The 14,974-nt window shown below is 34.5% G+C and carries 19 protein-coding genes; 15 read left to right on the forward strand and 4 right to left on the reverse strand.

The window, feature by feature from the left end:
* Positions 1 to 15: 15 nt before the first annotated feature.
* Both ACVWNY_RS17310 and ACVWNY_RS17315 read left to right on the forward strand, forming a co-directional pair.
* Positions 16 to 510: a YbaK/EbsC family protein gene (locus ACVWNY_RS17310; protein WP_438720598.1), complete on the forward strand. Its 495-nt coding sequence runs from the start codon at positions 16 to 18 to the stop codon at positions 508 to 510.
* 360 nt (positions 511 to 870) lie between these two features.
* The gene (locus ACVWNY_RS17315) at positions 871 to 1,011 is read left to right on the forward strand and encodes a hypothetical protein (protein ID WP_454072058.1); all 141 of its coding nucleotides are present in this window, start codon (positions 871 to 873) and stop codon (positions 1,009 to 1,011) included.
* 66 nt (positions 1,012 to 1,077) lie between these two features.
* Here the strand turns inward: ACVWNY_RS17315 and ACVWNY_RS17320 are convergent, their stop codons facing one another.
* Entirely contained in the window at positions 1,078 to 2,844 is a 1,767-nt protein-coding gene (locus tag ACVWNY_RS17320; protein WP_438720594.1) for a putative polysaccharide biosynthesis protein, read from the reverse strand.
* Positions 2,845 to 2,995: 151 nt separating this feature from the next.
* On the opposite strand from ACVWNY_RS17320, the gene ACVWNY_RS17325 reads away from it, so the two are divergent.
* The 9 genes from ACVWNY_RS17325 (at position 2,996) to ACVWNY_RS17365 (ending at position 10,640) form a co-directional block, all read left to right on the forward strand.
* Positions 2,996 to 4,336 (forward strand): Y-family DNA polymerase, encoded by a 1,341-nt coding sequence (locus ACVWNY_RS17325; RefSeq protein WP_454072059.1) that lies wholly within the window; start codon positions 2,996 to 2,998, stop codon positions 4,334 to 4,336.
* Between the two features lie 595 nt (positions 4,337 to 4,931).
* Positions 4,932 to 5,501 (forward strand): DUF6434 domain-containing protein, encoded by a 570-nt coding sequence (locus ACVWNY_RS17330; RefSeq protein WP_454072061.1) that lies wholly within the window; start codon positions 4,932 to 4,934, stop codon positions 5,499 to 5,501.
* 92 nt (positions 5,502 to 5,593) lie between these two features.
* A complete protein-coding gene (locus ACVWNY_RS17335; RefSeq protein WP_454072062.1) occupies positions 5,594 to 6,307 on the forward strand; it encodes an MBL fold metallo-hydrolase in 714 nt (237 codons plus the stop codon).
* A complete protein-coding gene (locus tag ACVWNY_RS17340) occupies positions 6,291 to 6,857 on the forward strand; it encodes a TetR/AcrR family transcriptional regulator (RefSeq protein WP_454072063.1) in 567 nt (188 codons plus the stop codon). Before ACVWNY_RS17335 ends, ACVWNY_RS17340 begins: the two co-directional genes overlap by 17 nt.
* A 17-nt stretch (positions 6,858 to 6,874) precedes the next feature.
* Complete coding sequence (locus tag ACVWNY_RS17345; RefSeq protein ID WP_218325840.1) at positions 6,875 to 7,189, forward strand: DUF2568 domain-containing protein; 315 nt, start codon at positions 6,875 to 6,877, stop codon at positions 7,187 to 7,189.
* Positions 7,190 to 7,278: 89 nt separating this feature from the next.
* A complete protein-coding gene (locus ACVWNY_RS17350; RefSeq protein WP_218325841.1) occupies positions 7,279 to 7,914 on the forward strand; it encodes a TetR/AcrR family transcriptional regulator in 636 nt (211 codons plus the stop codon).
* Between the two features lie 102 nt (positions 7,915 to 8,016).
* Positions 8,017 to 8,697, forward strand: a complete 681-nt coding sequence (locus tag ACVWNY_RS17355) for an ABC transporter ATP-binding protein (RefSeq protein ID WP_218325842.1) — start codon at positions 8,017 to 8,019, stop codon at positions 8,695 to 8,697.
* A complete protein-coding gene (locus tag ACVWNY_RS17360; RefSeq protein WP_454072064.1) occupies positions 8,698 to 9,402 on the forward strand; it encodes a hypothetical protein in 705 nt (234 codons plus the stop codon).
* Positions 9,403 to 9,404: 2 nt separating this feature from the next.
* Complete coding sequence (locus tag ACVWNY_RS17365) at positions 9,405 to 10,640, forward strand: MFS transporter (protein WP_454072065.1); 1,236 nt, start codon at positions 9,405 to 9,407, stop codon at positions 10,638 to 10,640.
* A gap of 34 nt (positions 10,641 to 10,674) precedes the next feature.
* Here ACVWNY_RS17365 and ACVWNY_RS17370 read toward each other — a convergent pair whose 3' ends face one another.
* A complete protein-coding gene (locus tag ACVWNY_RS17370) occupies positions 10,675 to 11,211 on the reverse strand; it encodes a TetR/AcrR family transcriptional regulator (protein ID WP_454072066.1) in 537 nt (178 codons plus the stop codon).
* A 118-nt stretch (positions 11,212 to 11,329) separates the two neighbouring features.
* Between ACVWNY_RS17370 and ACVWNY_RS17375 the strand changes: the two genes are divergently transcribed.
* Positions 11,330 to 12,274, forward strand: a complete 945-nt coding sequence (locus ACVWNY_RS17375; protein WP_454072067.1) for an aldo/keto reductase — start codon at positions 11,330 to 11,332, stop codon at positions 12,272 to 12,274.
* A 54-nt stretch (positions 12,275 to 12,328) separates the two neighbouring features.
* Here the strand turns inward: ACVWNY_RS17375 and ACVWNY_RS17380 are convergent, their stop codons facing one another.
* Positions 12,329 to 12,670 carry a RidA family protein gene (locus ACVWNY_RS17380; protein WP_454072068.1) on the reverse strand — a complete coding sequence of 114 codons (342 nt, stop codon included), beginning with the start codon at positions 12,668 to 12,670 and terminating at the stop codon, positions 12,329 to 12,331.
* Between the two features lie 90 nt (positions 12,671 to 12,760).
* Here ACVWNY_RS17380 and ACVWNY_RS17385 point away from each other — a divergent pair, with 90 nt between their 5' ends.
* Complete coding sequence (locus ACVWNY_RS17385) at positions 12,761 to 13,174, forward strand: SRPBCC family protein (protein WP_454072069.1); 414 nt, start codon at positions 12,761 to 12,763, stop codon at positions 13,172 to 13,174.
* Positions 13,164 to 13,874: a DNA alkylation repair protein gene (locus tag ACVWNY_RS17390; RefSeq protein WP_454072070.1), complete on the forward strand. Its 711-nt coding sequence runs from the start codon at positions 13,164 to 13,166 to the stop codon at positions 13,872 to 13,874. Before ACVWNY_RS17385 ends, ACVWNY_RS17390 begins: the two co-directional genes overlap by 11 nt.
* A 21-nt stretch (positions 13,875 to 13,895) precedes the next feature.
* Here the strand turns inward: ACVWNY_RS17390 and ACVWNY_RS17395 are convergent, their stop codons facing one another.
* Entirely contained in the window at positions 13,896 to 14,456 is a 561-nt protein-coding gene (locus tag ACVWNY_RS17395) for an LOG family protein (RefSeq protein ID WP_454072071.1), read from the reverse strand.
* Positions 14,457 to 14,625: 169 nt separating this feature from the next.
* Here ACVWNY_RS17395 and ACVWNY_RS17400 point away from each other — a divergent pair, with 169 nt between their 5' ends.
* Complete coding sequence (locus ACVWNY_RS17400) at positions 14,626 to 14,880, forward strand: TfoX/Sxy family DNA transformation protein (protein ID WP_454072072.1); 255 nt, start codon at positions 14,626 to 14,628, stop codon at positions 14,878 to 14,880.
* Positions 14,881 to 14,974 lie beyond the last annotated feature (94 nt).

Here is a 14,974-nt window from a genome sequence, read left to right on the forward strand (position 1 = left end):
AAAGGAAGTGTTGGTATGGGGAAAGAACAAGAAGTCTACGATTTGTTGGATTCAAACGGAATAACTTACGATGTGATTGAACACCAAGCAGTATTTACGGTGGATGAGATTGATTTTGATATTCCTGATGGGACCGAAGTAAAAAACTTACTGCTAAAAGCGAAGAAAAAAGAAAACTATTATTTTGTCATTTGTCCAGGAGAAAAACGAGTAAATCTTAAAGCGTTAACGAAAAAGTTAGACGAAAAAAATCTTTCTTTTGCTTCAGCAGACAGACTATTAGAATTATTGGATTTGACGCCAGGATCTGTCTCGCCATTGGCACTATATAAAGATAAAGAACATAAAATTAAATTAGTGATTGATGAAAGTATCGATCGTAACAAAAATATAGGTTTTCATCCCAACGTAAATACGGCTACGATTGTAATTAATTTCCAAGAATTTTTGAAATATTTAAAAGTAATCGGTGTGGAACCTCACTATGTGGAAGTGCCATCACCAGAATAAAAATAGCGAAATGACCGCCAAGATTAGATGAAATTCTAATTCTTGACGGTCTTTTTTTATAAATGAATCCTAATTGTCACGGTTGATATTTTTTTATTAGTTTTTATGTCACGTAAATGATTGGTACATTTAAAAAAATTCTCGACTCAATACTACTCAATAGATTTTTAAATCCACGACATTTTGAAAAGTTATTATTTAAAAAGGGAAGCATGTAGAATTTACCGATGTCGTGGATTTTTTAATCTGTTGCGTATGGCTGGCAGAGAAGGGAAAAATAGGAGTCAAAAGTAGTAAAAAGCATCCTTTAACTGCTGCTAAAAGCTCGATTTGCCATTAAGTGAGGCGCACCCGGATGAAATGGACTTCTTGACTTTGTATCGTCTGTACAATCCAAATCAATTTGCCTTCAATCATCATTACAGTCAGAATGGGACTGAGCGTGATTGGGTTGTGGGACTTGGCTGGAAATATGAGCTTGTAGCATTTTATGGGAAATAATTTTTATAGATAATCAAAAAAATAGACAGAGACAAAAATCAAATGATTTTCGTTTCTGTCCATTTTTTATTTCATTCCTAGCCGACGTCTAATTCCTGCCACACGGCTACCTAATAATTGATCGGCTGTCCGTGTTTTTAAAGCCAATAAGATATAAACCAAGGCACCTACTGCTGCGGTAATCAAAATAATAATCATCGATTGAACTTTGGAATCTGAACTTAAAACTAAGCTTAAACCAAAACGAACGACAAATGCTACAACCGCCATGATTAAAGCCATTCCGAAAGTTTTTATCACACCTTTGGCAGTCGCTTTAAAATCAAATTGACTGCGGACATGGATTTGGTCGATAATAAACATATTTCCCACCAATAAACCAACAAAAGTTGCAATTAACGGACCGTAGGATTTAAATAAGAAGATTAACGGTACTTGCGTGATTAGTTTAACTAAGACGGCAATTCCTAATAAACGCATGGTTACTTTGTTGCCATCCATTCCTTGAAGCATCGTTGAAGTAACGATGAAAAGCCCCATTAAAATTCCCGAGATACAAGAAGCAATTAATAAATTTGAACCTAGCTGATCCGGCCAATAAAATAGTGTATTTAGTGGATACGATAAGACAATCATCCCTAAGGTTGCCGGCGCCATAACAAAGAAAAATAACTGTAGATTATTCGAAACTAAATGAGACAGTCCCGCTTTATCTTTTTGGGTAAATTTTTCTGTAATTAAAGGTAGACCAGCTGTAGCTAATGCTGTACCCAAAGCAATTACTACCATCGATAATTTATCTGGATTGGCAGATACTAATGCAAATAAACTAGTTAGTTCTCGTGGAGAATAATTGGTAAACAGAGCCATTGTATTTTCAAAAGTGTATTGGTCAATGATTTTAAAGATACTCGTTCCACTACCGATAACAATAAAAGGAACCGCTTGTAAAACCATTTGCCAAACCAATTGACGACCGGAAAAAGAAATTTTATTGTCACTCTCTAAAATTTCTTGACGATAAGCCCGACGATTTTTAAATAAACTATAAAGTAAAACAGCAAAAGCGCAAATAACCCCGATAAAAGCAGCGAAGGTTGATTGGACAACAGCTGAACGATAGTCACCACTACCGATTTTCATGATTAGGTATGTTGCAGCTAACAGATAGACTACCCGAGCAATTTGTTCAACAATTTGTGATAACGCATAGGGTTTCATGTTGCTATTGCCTTGGAAAAATCCTCGTAAAACACTCATTGAAGGAAAAATCAGTAAGACAACACTCAAAGAGCGCATCACTGGAATCAAATCTTGATTTCCTTCAGCTAATATCGGTGCTCCAAAATACATCAGTAAGGTACAGATAACACCCGCGACCATCATTAAGCGCAAAGTGTAAAAAAGTAAATCACGACTTAATTTATATTCATTCATGGAATTATAACGAGCGGTTTGTTTAGCTACCGCAGCAGGAATTCCGGCAGTTGATATCATTAAGAATAAAGCATAAATATTATAGCCTTTAGAAAATAGCGCGTTGGCGACATCTGCGTCAGACCCTAGCCAAATGATCCAAGGAATCATATAAACTGCACCAAGTAAGCGCGATGTAATATTTCCAAACGTCAACCAAGCAGTACTTTGGACCATTTGTCCTTGGGCTGAAGTTGGTTTTTGTGTTTTTTTTGAATTGGTGGGGGCTTTTTCCTCTTTTTGTCGACGAGCAGCACGAGAATTTGTTTTTTCACTTTGCTGAGCTTTTTCTAATTGTTCTTGAAAGGCTTGCGGATCATAAATTTTCGTCTCATCGAAATTATTTTCTTCAGTCATATAAACCAGCTTTCTAAAAAGATTCCTATCTATTTTAACTTTTTCTGACAGTACTTACAATAGAGGATCAAATGAACAAAGAAAATATTTAAGAGTTTGTTCTCTTTACAAAACGAACGTATGTTTGTATTCTGTTATTGAGGTGATGAATATGAATTTTAAATATGAGCTGGAGCCTCGGGGAGATTATGCTTTTATCGATATGAAATCTTTTTACGCCAGCTGTGAGGCAGTGGCTCGCGGAGAAGATCCATTGAAGGCTTTGTTAGTTGTTATGAGTCACACAGACAATACGTCCGGTTTAATTTTAGCTAGTAGTCCGATGGCAAAAAAAGAATTTGGGATTACTAATGTTACAAGAGCTTGGGAGCTGCCATCGGTTGAGGAAAATCCTAAAGTTGCTAAATTAATTAAGGCTCCGCCACGCATGCGGTATTATATTGAGCAAAATCTGATTATTCAAGACACCGTTAGAAAATATGCGGCGGAAGAAGATATTTTATGGTATTCGATTGATGAAGGCGTCGTAGATTTAACTGCTTCATTGAATTATTTTCAGCCAGATGAAAAAACTCGGGCCGAAAAACTCAATAAATTATCCAGAAAAATTCAACGTGATATTTATCATAAAACTGGAATTTATTCAACTATTGGTATGTCCAATAGCAACCCACTATTAGCAAAGTTAGCCTTAGACAATGAAGCCAAAGAAGCAGAAAATATGCGTGCTTTATGGAATTATGAAGATGTCACTGAGAAAGTCTGGAATATCCCCGAAATGACTGATTTTTGGGGGATTGGTCGACGAATGAAAAAGAACTTGCATTTAATGGGGATCACTAATATTCGAGAACTAGCTAATGCGGATCCTGGCTCATTATCTAGCCGCCATGGCGTTATTGGTTTACAGCTGTATCATCATGCTAACGGAATTGACCGTACAAAATTACAAGATCGGTATATTCCTAAAGGTGAAAATATTGGTAATAGCCAAATTTTACCGAGGGATTATCAAGGATCTGAGATGCCGCTAGTCATTCGAGAAATGGCTGAACAAGTAGGGATCCGCTTAAGACGAAGAAAAGCCAAAACACAAACTGTGCATTTATTTATTGGCTATAGTCGCGATGAAGCTGCTTCTGGTTTTAGCCGGCAAACGAAAATTACTCCAACTAACAACACTAAAGAATTAGCTGATGCACTGCTATTTTTATTTAATAAGTTTTATCAAAAAGGTGTTTTCGTACGTCAAATTGGTGTCACTTTTGGTCATTTGGTTTATCAAAATGGCAGTCAGTTAAATTTATTTGAAGAGCCAGAAATTCAGATAAAGCAAGAAAAGATCGATCAAGTTACTGATCGGATTCGCGAAAAATATGGATTTGTGAGCATTGTAAGAGCCAGTAGTAAACTAGAAAATGCGAGAAGTATCAAACGGGCTGGTTTAGTTGGTGGACATAATGGAGGAGCTGGCGGACTGGATGGATTGTAAATGACAAAGTATTTCATTTTTGGTTGATTTTGAATAGCTAAAGTTGTGATGCTTTTTTATGACTGCTATAATAATTAAATCTTTTCAAGTTAAAATTTTTAATAAAAATGACTTGTATATGCTATTTTTAATAGGTCATTAAGGAGTGAAAAATAATCAATAAAAAAATCAAAACTTTAGCCATTATTTCCGCTGCTGCAACGATGGTCAGTTGTCTGGTTCAGTTACTGATTGCCTTGGGTTTTCCGTTGGGAGAATTTGTTTTAGGAGGGGAATATATTGTTGCACCGAGTTCGAAAATAATGATTCATCTAATCTTTTCAGTTGTTTGGGGTATCGTTGTCGCAAGCTATTTATCCTACGGTGGTATATTGCCACTAAAAACAAAAAAACTGACGCAGTTGATTATTTGGTTGAATACCTTATTTGTAAGCTATGCAATTATTTGGAATTTCTTTTTGACAACAAGTATAAAAGAAACACTCCTGATGGGTCCACTAACATTAATAACTGCCGTATACAGTTGGGCCTTGATCTTTTTAAAAAGCGAAAGATCCTTGTGTTTTAAGAAATCCTATTAGAAAGGGGAATTTTCGTGTCTGAGAGGCCACTATTAGAGCAATCATTGTCACCAGAAGAATTTCAGGATTATTATTTTTTAAAAGAAGAATTAGTTGCTTTTCTACGTAACCATCAATTACCAACCTCTGGCAGCAAAGAATTGTTAAATCAGCGAATTGTTGCTTTCTTAACTGATGGAACGATCTTGAAAACAGCATCGAAAAATAAAAATCAGCAACAAATAACTGAAATTTCACTAGAATCATTGATTGAAGAAAACATTATTTGTTCTGAAGTCCATCGGAAATTTTTCAAAGAAACTATTGGACCGAATTTTACCTTCAAAGTGGCTTTTCAAAATTGGTTGAAAGCAAATGCCGGTAAGACTTATGCTAGCGCAATTGAAGCCTATCAGGAAATAATCCATCAAAAACCAATTCGTAAAAAGATTGATGGTCAATTTGAATACAATACGTATATTCGTGATTTTTTTGAAAATCAAAAAGATAAAACACTAACTGAGGCTATAATATGTTGGAAATATAAAAAAAGTTTACCAGGACACAATCGTTATGAAACGTCAGATTTAAATAGTTTAATTTAGAGACTTTATGGAATAACATAAAGTCTTTTTTTATTGATTAAAATATTCTAATAATATATACTAATCGTATTAGTTTAGAGAGAAGTGATGAAATGAAGCAATCAATTTTTAAAAATCTGCGCCAAATTACTTTTATGGCGATAATTTTTCCCGTCAATTGTTATGTTTATGAAACGAAAAATTCATTAATTGTAATCGACATGGGAATGAAAGGTTTCGTGAAGGAAATTGAAGAAATCAAAAGGGCAACCAACAAACCGGTTGAAATGTTATTACTGACCCATGCCCATGGCGACCATATCAATGGTATTCCACAGTTTAAAAAAAGTTTTCCTGAAGTTCCTATTGGAATTTCAAAAAGAGATTATCGTTTATTAAAGGGAGATTTTTCGTTAGATACTGATGAGATGCCTGGCAAAATTAAAGGCGGTTATCCTAAAGTTGAAATGCCAATCGATTTTACATTTGATGATGGAGAACAACTTGCAGATATTCTTGTAATAGTGACACCAGGACATACGCCTGGATCAGTTACTTTCTTGACACCAGAAGGATTTGCGATTGCCGGGGATGCTTTTCAATCAAGGGGACGACTCGCCGTTTCAGGGGATCGGGTGAACTCTTTTCCTTTTCCAGCTTTCGCAACTTGGAGTAAAGAAACTGCTTTAAATAGTGCTAAGAAATTTCAACATTTAGATCTACAACTTTTAGCGGTTGGTCATGGGGATATGTTAGAAAATCCTGATAAAGCTATTGAGCAGGCGGTCAAAGAATTTGAGGTGAAAATAAATGGAAAGAAAAATTGATCGAACAGATATTGTCAGAGAAGGTATGCAACTTTTAAATCAAGCAGAACTTGACGGTGTCACGTTGAAAGCTTTGGCAGAACGGTTGGGGATTAAGTCTCCGTCACTTTATAACCATTTTAAAAATCGGGAAGAATTGTTAGGTATTCTGGCTGAAGCTAGTTTAGCAAATTTCTATCAGGCATTATTCAGTGCAAAGAATACTGAAGAACCAATAAAGAATATTCGCTTGATGGCAGACGCTTATTTAACTTTTGCGTTGGATTATCCTAGTCAATATATCTTGGTGCAAAATCCTAATTATTGGCGTAGTAAAGAAGCAGTCGAAATTTCAAATCAGATTGTTTCTTTAGTCCAAGACGAGTTACAGAATTTCTCCTTATCACCAGAAAAAGAAATTCATTTTGTCCGTTTGTTGCGGGCCTATCTAGATGGTTTTTCCAGTTTTTCCAATCGAGAAGCCTTTAAACTTCCAGTTAGTATTGAGAAAAGTTTTATCTTCGGTTTGGATTTAATTATATCTGGCCTAGTTGAGGAGCGTGAGAAATAATAAATATAATTGAAATTTTGATTGTTACTGTTCGTTTCTTATTAGAAATTTTTACTGTTGGAGGTTTAATTTTCGGAAGTTTTCGTGCGGATAAATTAAGTGGGAAAATTATCTATTTGAGTTTGGCAGTATTCATTGTAGCGGTTTGGATGCTTTTTGGTGCGCCCAAGTCAACTTACCATCTAGCGGGAATCAATAAAATTTTATTAGAGAGTGGTATTTTTTTCATTGGTGGTGTGGCTTATTCGTGGATTTTTAATAAAGAAATTGGCTATGTTTATTTTACTGTAGTTGTAATTGATACAGTATTGCTGCATTTTCTTAAGCTATAAAACAGACTTCAGAAAAAAATAGTTTGACAGACGATATTTGATTCGGTATAGTTCATTTTAGATACCAATGGTATGTAAGAGGTGATTATTTGCCAAGAGGACGAAATCCAGAAGAAACAAAACGAAAAATTTTGGCAGTTGCAGAAGGTCTTTTTTTAGAAAAAGGGTATGACAATACTTCTATTCAAGATATTGTTGATGGTTTAGGTGGCATGACAAAAGGAGTGATTTACCATCATTTCAAGTCAAAATTTGATATTTTACAACAAATCGTCGAAGTAAATGCGCCTGATCCTGCCGAGCACATTTGGATAGGAGAAAATGGATTAGAGAAATTGCAAAATGCATTTAAAGAAGCTTTTACAAATTTCCGCAGACAAGAATTAGCCTATTCGGGGGCGATTGTTGTCAGAAGTCCAAGATTATTGGGAGAACAATATTTAGACATGTTTAAATATTCTGTACCGCGTTTGCAAGAAATGGTGGACGAAGGTGTCGCCGATGGTTCTATTGTGACGGATTTTCCCAAAGAATTAGCTGAGTTAATTGTGCTAACTTTAAATGTTTGGGTTGGTTTTCAAATGTTTACCTTATCTAAAGAAGAATTAAAGCGTAAATTGGCTTTCATTAAGCTTACTTTTGATGGCTTAGGTGTACCAATTATCTCAGATGATTTGTTAACAACAACCTATGATTTATTCGATTATTTAAAAAAAGATGACTGAGGATTCAGTTATTTTTTTAACACTATACATACCGGTGGTATCTATAGTGTTTATATTTTAAAATAATACATACCAATAGTATGTAAAATGAAGGATGATAAAATGAACGGCTTGGTAGAGGTAAAAGACGTAAGAAAGAATTACAACGGAAACGAAGTACTAAAAGGAATTGATTTAGTTGCATTTCCAGGAGAGGTTCTTGTGGTTCTTGGAAAAAATGGTGCTGGAAAATCAACATTGTTTAAACTAATTGGCGGTTTAGCCGAACAAACCAGTGGCGAGATTCAACTCAATCAAAATAATACTGGTTTTAGCATTAATGAACCTGTGTTTTATGAGCATTTAAGTGGCTGGGAGAATTTGGCAATTCATTGTCAATACTATAATGTTTCCGAAGAGAAAATCGGCTATTGGCTGAAAAAAGTTGGACTATCGGTAGAAAATCAGCAACCAGTCAAAAATTATTCATTAGGGATGCGACAAAGACTGGTCATTGCTCGATGTTTAATTCATAATCCGGATATTCTGTTAATTGATGAACCCTTAAATGGATTGGATCCTAAAGGAATTAAAGATTTTCGTGAACTATTGCAAGAATTAAAAGAGCAAAATAAAACGATTATTATCTCTAGCCATATTTTGTCTGAAGTCCAATCAATCGCAAATCGGATTGTCGTTTTGTATGAAGGGAAAATGGTTTTACAAACACTTGCAAAAGATTTTTCGACAGAAAGTCCAACAGTCTTTGAGAATAAAATGATTAATTGGATGGAGGGAATTTAAATGTTTAAATTGATGAAATTAGAAATGAAGAAGAATGATTTTAAACCATATATTTTAGCAGCTGGCATCATTTTGGTTGTCACTCTCATGTTTGCGTATTTTTTTGCAGCTATTCCACTAATTGATCCGTCAGTAAGAGAAGGCTCTCCTGAAGTTACAACCTTAAGTTTTAAGTTAATGATGGTTTTTATTTTAAATACGGCTGCGTTTACTTGTTTGAGCACCACCATGTTGGGAAAAATTGTGATGGCAGCTTATCAAGAAAAAAATGGTTATTTAACCTTGAGTTATCCAATCCAACGAAAGAAAATTTTGGTTAGTAAAATTTGGTTAGTTATATTATTAAATACCCTTTGGACAATTGTGAGTATTACAGTGGTGGATATTATCTTTTTAGGAACCCAAAGCTGGTTGCCATTTTCAAATGAGCCTGTGACTGTTGGGTTACTTGTAGATCAGATTCCACTAATTTTTACAGCTGTTTTTTTAGTTACTTCAATCAGTTTACTGGCATTAGCGATCGGCTGGTGGCGGAATTCATTACCGGCAGCATTATTTTCAGGCTTGTTATTAGTTTGTGTCCCGAGTAATTTGTCTTCCCTCCAGAATATTTTTTTAATTATAGTTGTGGCAGCGATCTACACACTTGCTGCAGTGATCGCTTATCATTTAATGGTAAACAAAGTTAAAAGGATGGAGGTCTAATAATGCGACAGAAAAATTTGATTTTTTTGGTTCTGAGCCAAGTGTTCTCGGTGTTGGGAACGATGATTGTTCAATTCACATTGTCCTTATATGTTTTAGATTTAACAAAATCAGCTTTAACTTTTAGTGTTATTACAGCTTTGTCTATGATTGGTCGATTGGTTAGCCTGCCTTTTTGTGGTATTTTGGCTGATCGCTTACCTAAAAAAAGATTGATGATTTTAATGGATAGTTGTTATTTGGTTTTAACGTTAGGTTTACTAGTAGTGATATTTTATCAGCAATCTTTGGTTTTGATCGGCGGTTTAACAGTCTTGATTGGGATTGTTTCTGCTTTTGAAACACCAGTGGTTCAATCAACTATTCCCTTAGTTGCTGACGAAGCAGCTATTCCAAAAGTTAATAGTGTGATCAGTTCAGTGGGGATGTTAGGAAATTTACTGGCGCCGGTTTTAGCAGGTATGATTTATCGTTTTGATCGTGTAAATCTGATTTATTTTTTATGTATCTTGTTATTTTGTTTAGCTCTAATTTGTGAATTCAGTTTAACCATACCTTATTTAAAAAGACCTATGACAACCTCTGTTTTTAAAATGGTAAAAGACGATTCAAAAGAAGTAATCAATTATTTGAAACAATACCGAGTGATTTGGCATATTTGCTTGATTGCTTTTGCTTTAAATTTCTTTTTGTCTTCCTTTATTCAAGTGGTAATTCCTTATTTTAGTCGAATTCATTTGCAAATTAGCAACCAAGAATACGGCATCATGAACGGCATTTTTGCCTTAGGTAGTTTGATTGGTACGATTATTTTTGGGTTATTGGCAAACAAAATAAATATCCAGTTTATATCGAATTTCTTATTTCAAGCAGGAATATTAATTTTATTATTAATTGGTCCTTTTAAATTTATTTCAAACCCTGCAATCGCCTTTTGGACGATGGTTATCTTAATGGCTCTTATGTTGGCCTTAGTTTCTTTAGTCTCCATGCAAATGCTGGTCTACGTTCAAACCCGCGTAAGACAAGAATTATTGGGAAGAATGATGTCTTTAGTTTTAATTGTAAGTACTTTAGCGATGCCTCTAGGACAGTTATTGTATGGTTGGTTGAGCCAAGTGATGGCAGTAGAGAATTTGTTTTATATTGTTATAATTATTAGTCTTTTAACCTGCTTAATGGCATTTTTAGCTGGAAGAGCTTTTCGAGTTAAACAAAAAGTAATTCATGTAGAATAAGTTTTAAAATGAGGCCGGTAAATCCTGCCTTTTTTTATTCAACGCCACTATGGTAAAAAGTCGTAATAATTTTGGCCATTTCTTCTGGTGATTCAGGCTTTGCTTGTTCTAACCATTGGGATACAGCGTTTAAAAATCCACCTGCTTTAAAAGCTAATTGATAGGGCTGTTTATTTATTGGAAAGTCACTTGATTGAAAAACAGACTCAAAAAGATGGTTATAGCTACTAAAACTAGTTAGCAGGAAATCAAATAAATCATTTTTTTTAAGTATTTGTAGTAGTTGCCACTGATCTTTTAGAAAATAAAAATGTTGGCAAATGATTTTTTCTTCGTCTGTAATACCAAGGTTCTTTATCTCTTGAAAATGAACGAGCAAAAGTTGAGTAAGATGGTCATGGATGATGTCTTTTTTAGAGCGATAATGTCGATAAAAAGTGCGCCGATCTAATTGCGCTTTTTCAGCAATCTGTTTAATCGTAATTGATTCATAAGTTTGTTCTTCCATCAAATTATATAATGCTTGCCAAAGCCACATTTTTGATTGGCTAATCTGTTTATTTTTTTTCATTGGATTCCTGCCTCATATTGAATAATTTGTAGCACTTTTTAAAAAGAATTGAATTCCTTATTTTCATCAGTATATAATCATTCCATAAATGTCACAAGTGTGACAAAAGGAGACTTATATGGAATTACGAAGATTTGGTGGAACGGAATTAAAATTGTCACCATTAGGTTTAGGAACTTGGCAGTTTTCTAATAATGTAGGAATCGGTGCGCGATTTTGGAAAGATCTTTCCTACGAAAAAATGAAAGAAATTGTACAATTTAGTTTGGATCAGGGAATTAATTGGTTAGATACTGCCGAAGCTTATGGGAATGGTACATCAGAAAAAAATATTGGGAAAATATTATCAGAACTAGAGCAAAAGCCTTACTTAGCCGATAAATGGTGGCCCTTCATGCGATCAGCTAAATCAATTGGTCAAACAATTGACCAAAGATTAGAACTGCTTCAAATAAATCAGATTAGTCTTCATCAAATTCATCATCCTACTTCTTTTTCATCAATTGAAAGACAAATGGATCAAATGTGTCAATTGATCCAAAAAAATAAGATTCAATATGTAGGCGTTAGTAATTTTTCAGCCAATCAGATGAAAAAAGCCGAAAAATATTTACGGAATGCAGGAGCAAAATTAGTGTCCAACCAAGTGCGCTATAATTTAATTGATCGCAGAATTGAAGATAATGGTGTCTTGGCTTTGGCAAAAGAACTTAATGTCGCGATTATTGCCTACTCTCCATTACACCAAGGATTATTAACTGGAAAATATCATGATAATCCCCAGCAGCTAAAACAATTATTTTGGTTAAAAAAATTCCAATATGGTTTAACTGAAAAAAATCTCAAGAAAACCCAGCTATTAGTTGATCATTTAGTAGAACTAGGCCAAAAACATCAGAAAACTCCTGCTCAAATTGCATTGAATTGGCTTATTAATGTTCAGGGAGAGACAGTTTTTGCGATTCCAGGAGCTAGCAGTTTAGGACAGGTTAAACAAAATGTCGCAGCTGCGAATTTCAGATTGTCTCAGTCAGAAATTTCTTCCCTCAGCGGCTTCAAATAATTCTCTATTCAAAAAAAAACTCCCTTAGATAACTAATGATCTAAGGGAGTTATGTTAATCGTTTAGTGGAACTAATACATCAATTTCCACTTTGAAATCGGGATGAACCAACCCTGCGACGATAACTAAAGTCATCGTGGGTTTATTTTCTCCATAAAAAGCAGTTAATTTTTCTCTAACGGCGTTTAAGTATTGACTATGGGTTAAATAGACATTCATCTTGCCGATATTTTTGCGGGATGCTTGATTTTCAGAGATAATTAGTGCAATTTTTTCTAACACAATGTCTAGCTGTTCTTCGATTGAATCAGGAATAAAATTGTCCTTTTGAGGTGTCTGGCCTGAGATTATTAATAACGGTTCCCTAATGATTTTACTATCAGTATAAATTGCCATAAAAATCCTCCTTTTTTTGAAATTATAGCACAAATGAAGCGGTTTATTTATGGTAGACTGATATCAAGACATTCCACGAGGAGGAGCTACATGAAAAGAAATTCAACAATCAAATGGAAAATCCCAGCAAATGTTGAAAGAGTTTGGGGGATTGTTACGAATAATCAAGATGTTCGTTGGCGTAGTGACGTAGAACATTTAGAAATTATTTCTGAAAATGTTTTTATTGAGCATTTTAAAGGTGGCGGTCAGACGAAGTTCACTATCGTCGCAAAAGAAGCCAATCAAATTTATGCGTTTCAAATGGGAAATAAATTTTTTCAAGGGGAATGGGTCGGTCGTTTTGAAGAAGTTTCTTCTGAAGAGACCGTTTTGAATTTTAGTGAGCAGCTTGACATAAAAAATCCAATTATCTATGTTTTATCGTTTTTCATGATGAATTTAAAGAAAATGCAGCGAACCTATATGGAGGATTTACAAAGGCGGGTTGCTGATGAAAATTGATGAGATCGTCATTCATTTACAAGAACAAGCTTCGGAAAAATATAAAAATAATGTAATTAAATTGGGTATTCCCGCTGAAAACACAATCGGTGTTGCTACGACTGATTTAAGGAAAATAGCACGTAAACTACCAAAAGAGACTGAATTTTTATTAGAGTTATGGGATACAGGTTACCACGAGTGCAAAATATTGTCTGTCTTGGCGCTGAGACCGAAAGACGTGACTGAAGAGATGGTTGAGCAGCTTATGACAGAGATTGTCTCTTGGGACTTGTGTGATTTATTTTGTAAAAATATTTTAATTAAAAAAGATTTTGACCAATATATCCAACGCTGGGTTAGTGAGGAAAGTTTGTATTATAAAAGGGCAGCCTTTACTTTAATCGCTAGTACATCTGTTCATGCCACTTTATCGGAAGAAGAAATCCAAAAATATTTACAATTGATTCAAGTGCAATCAAACGATGAGCGTATACTAGTGAAAAAATCGGTCTCTTGGGCGTTAAGAGAGTTAGGCAAAACAAACGAAACAGCAAAAGAACTAAGTATTTTGACTGCTGAAGAATTGCTTGCTTCTGAAAACAAAGCGCAACAATGGATTGGCAAAGATGCCCTAAAAGAATTGGTAACATTGGTCAAAGTCAGTGGACGACAGCGATTAATTTCTGACAAATCCAAGATGGGACGAGTAGCAAAATAGCTTGATTTTTAATTAAAAGTCTCAATATTGCCGTACAAAAGGTGGCGTATATGAGGCGATAAATTCTTCTATCTCAGTTAAGGAATCAGAGAAAAGAATTTTTTTACGGTCTTCAGCGAAAAGAAAATTTTTATCTACCATATTGTCGTAAGTTTTAGCAAGAAAATCATAAAACCCGTCAACATTAAATAAGATACAAGGGTGAGGATTTTGACCAATCCGACCCCATGAAATCATTTCAGTGATTTCCTCTAATGTGCCAGGACCACCAGGTAAGGCGATGAACACTTCAGCTAACTGAAACATTTGCTCTTTGCGGGCAATCATATCAGGAACTTCGTACATTTTAGTCAAATTAGGATGAGCCAGTTCTCGTTCTTTCAAAAATGTTGGAATTATGCCAATGGCTTTTCCGCCAGATTGAAGGACAGTATCAGCTACAATACCCATTAGACCGGCTTTCCCACCGCCAAAAATTAAAGTATGCCCGTTTTCAGCAATCCATTTACCTAAACGCACTGCTGATTCTTGAAAAATTTCTTGATTTCCTTTATTTGCACCACAATAGACTGTAATATTCATTATTTAAACTCCTTTTTGATAGGTTCAAGTAAATTATACCAAAATCTAAGTCAAGAACAAAAGAATTATTCAAAAGTACTAATTATCTATTACTACTTATTTTCAAAAAAGATAAAAGTATCTCACTAAAAAGCAATTATTAATTTAAATTGAAGGAGTAGATTCAACTATGAAGATATCAGAAATGAAAAATCTAGGTCCTGTAGCTGAAGAAAAATTAATGGCTGTAGGGATTAACGATAGTCAAGCACTAAAAGAAGTAGGTACCGAAACAGCATTTTTAAAAGTGCGTCATCTTGTAGATGAAGGAGCTTGTTTACATTTTCTTTATGGTTTAGATGCAGCTATTCTAGATATTCCCAAAAAAGAATTAACCCACCAACGGAAAGAAAGTTTGAAAGAATTCTTTAATGAATTAAAGTGATGGAGATAATTATTCAATTTTTGATCAGAATAAAATGTAAAAAAGATTTTACATTTTATTTTGATTCAGCTATACTAATTTTTGTAAAACATGT

It is taken from the genome of Enterococcus sp. JNUCC 77, from assembly GCF_054819945.1.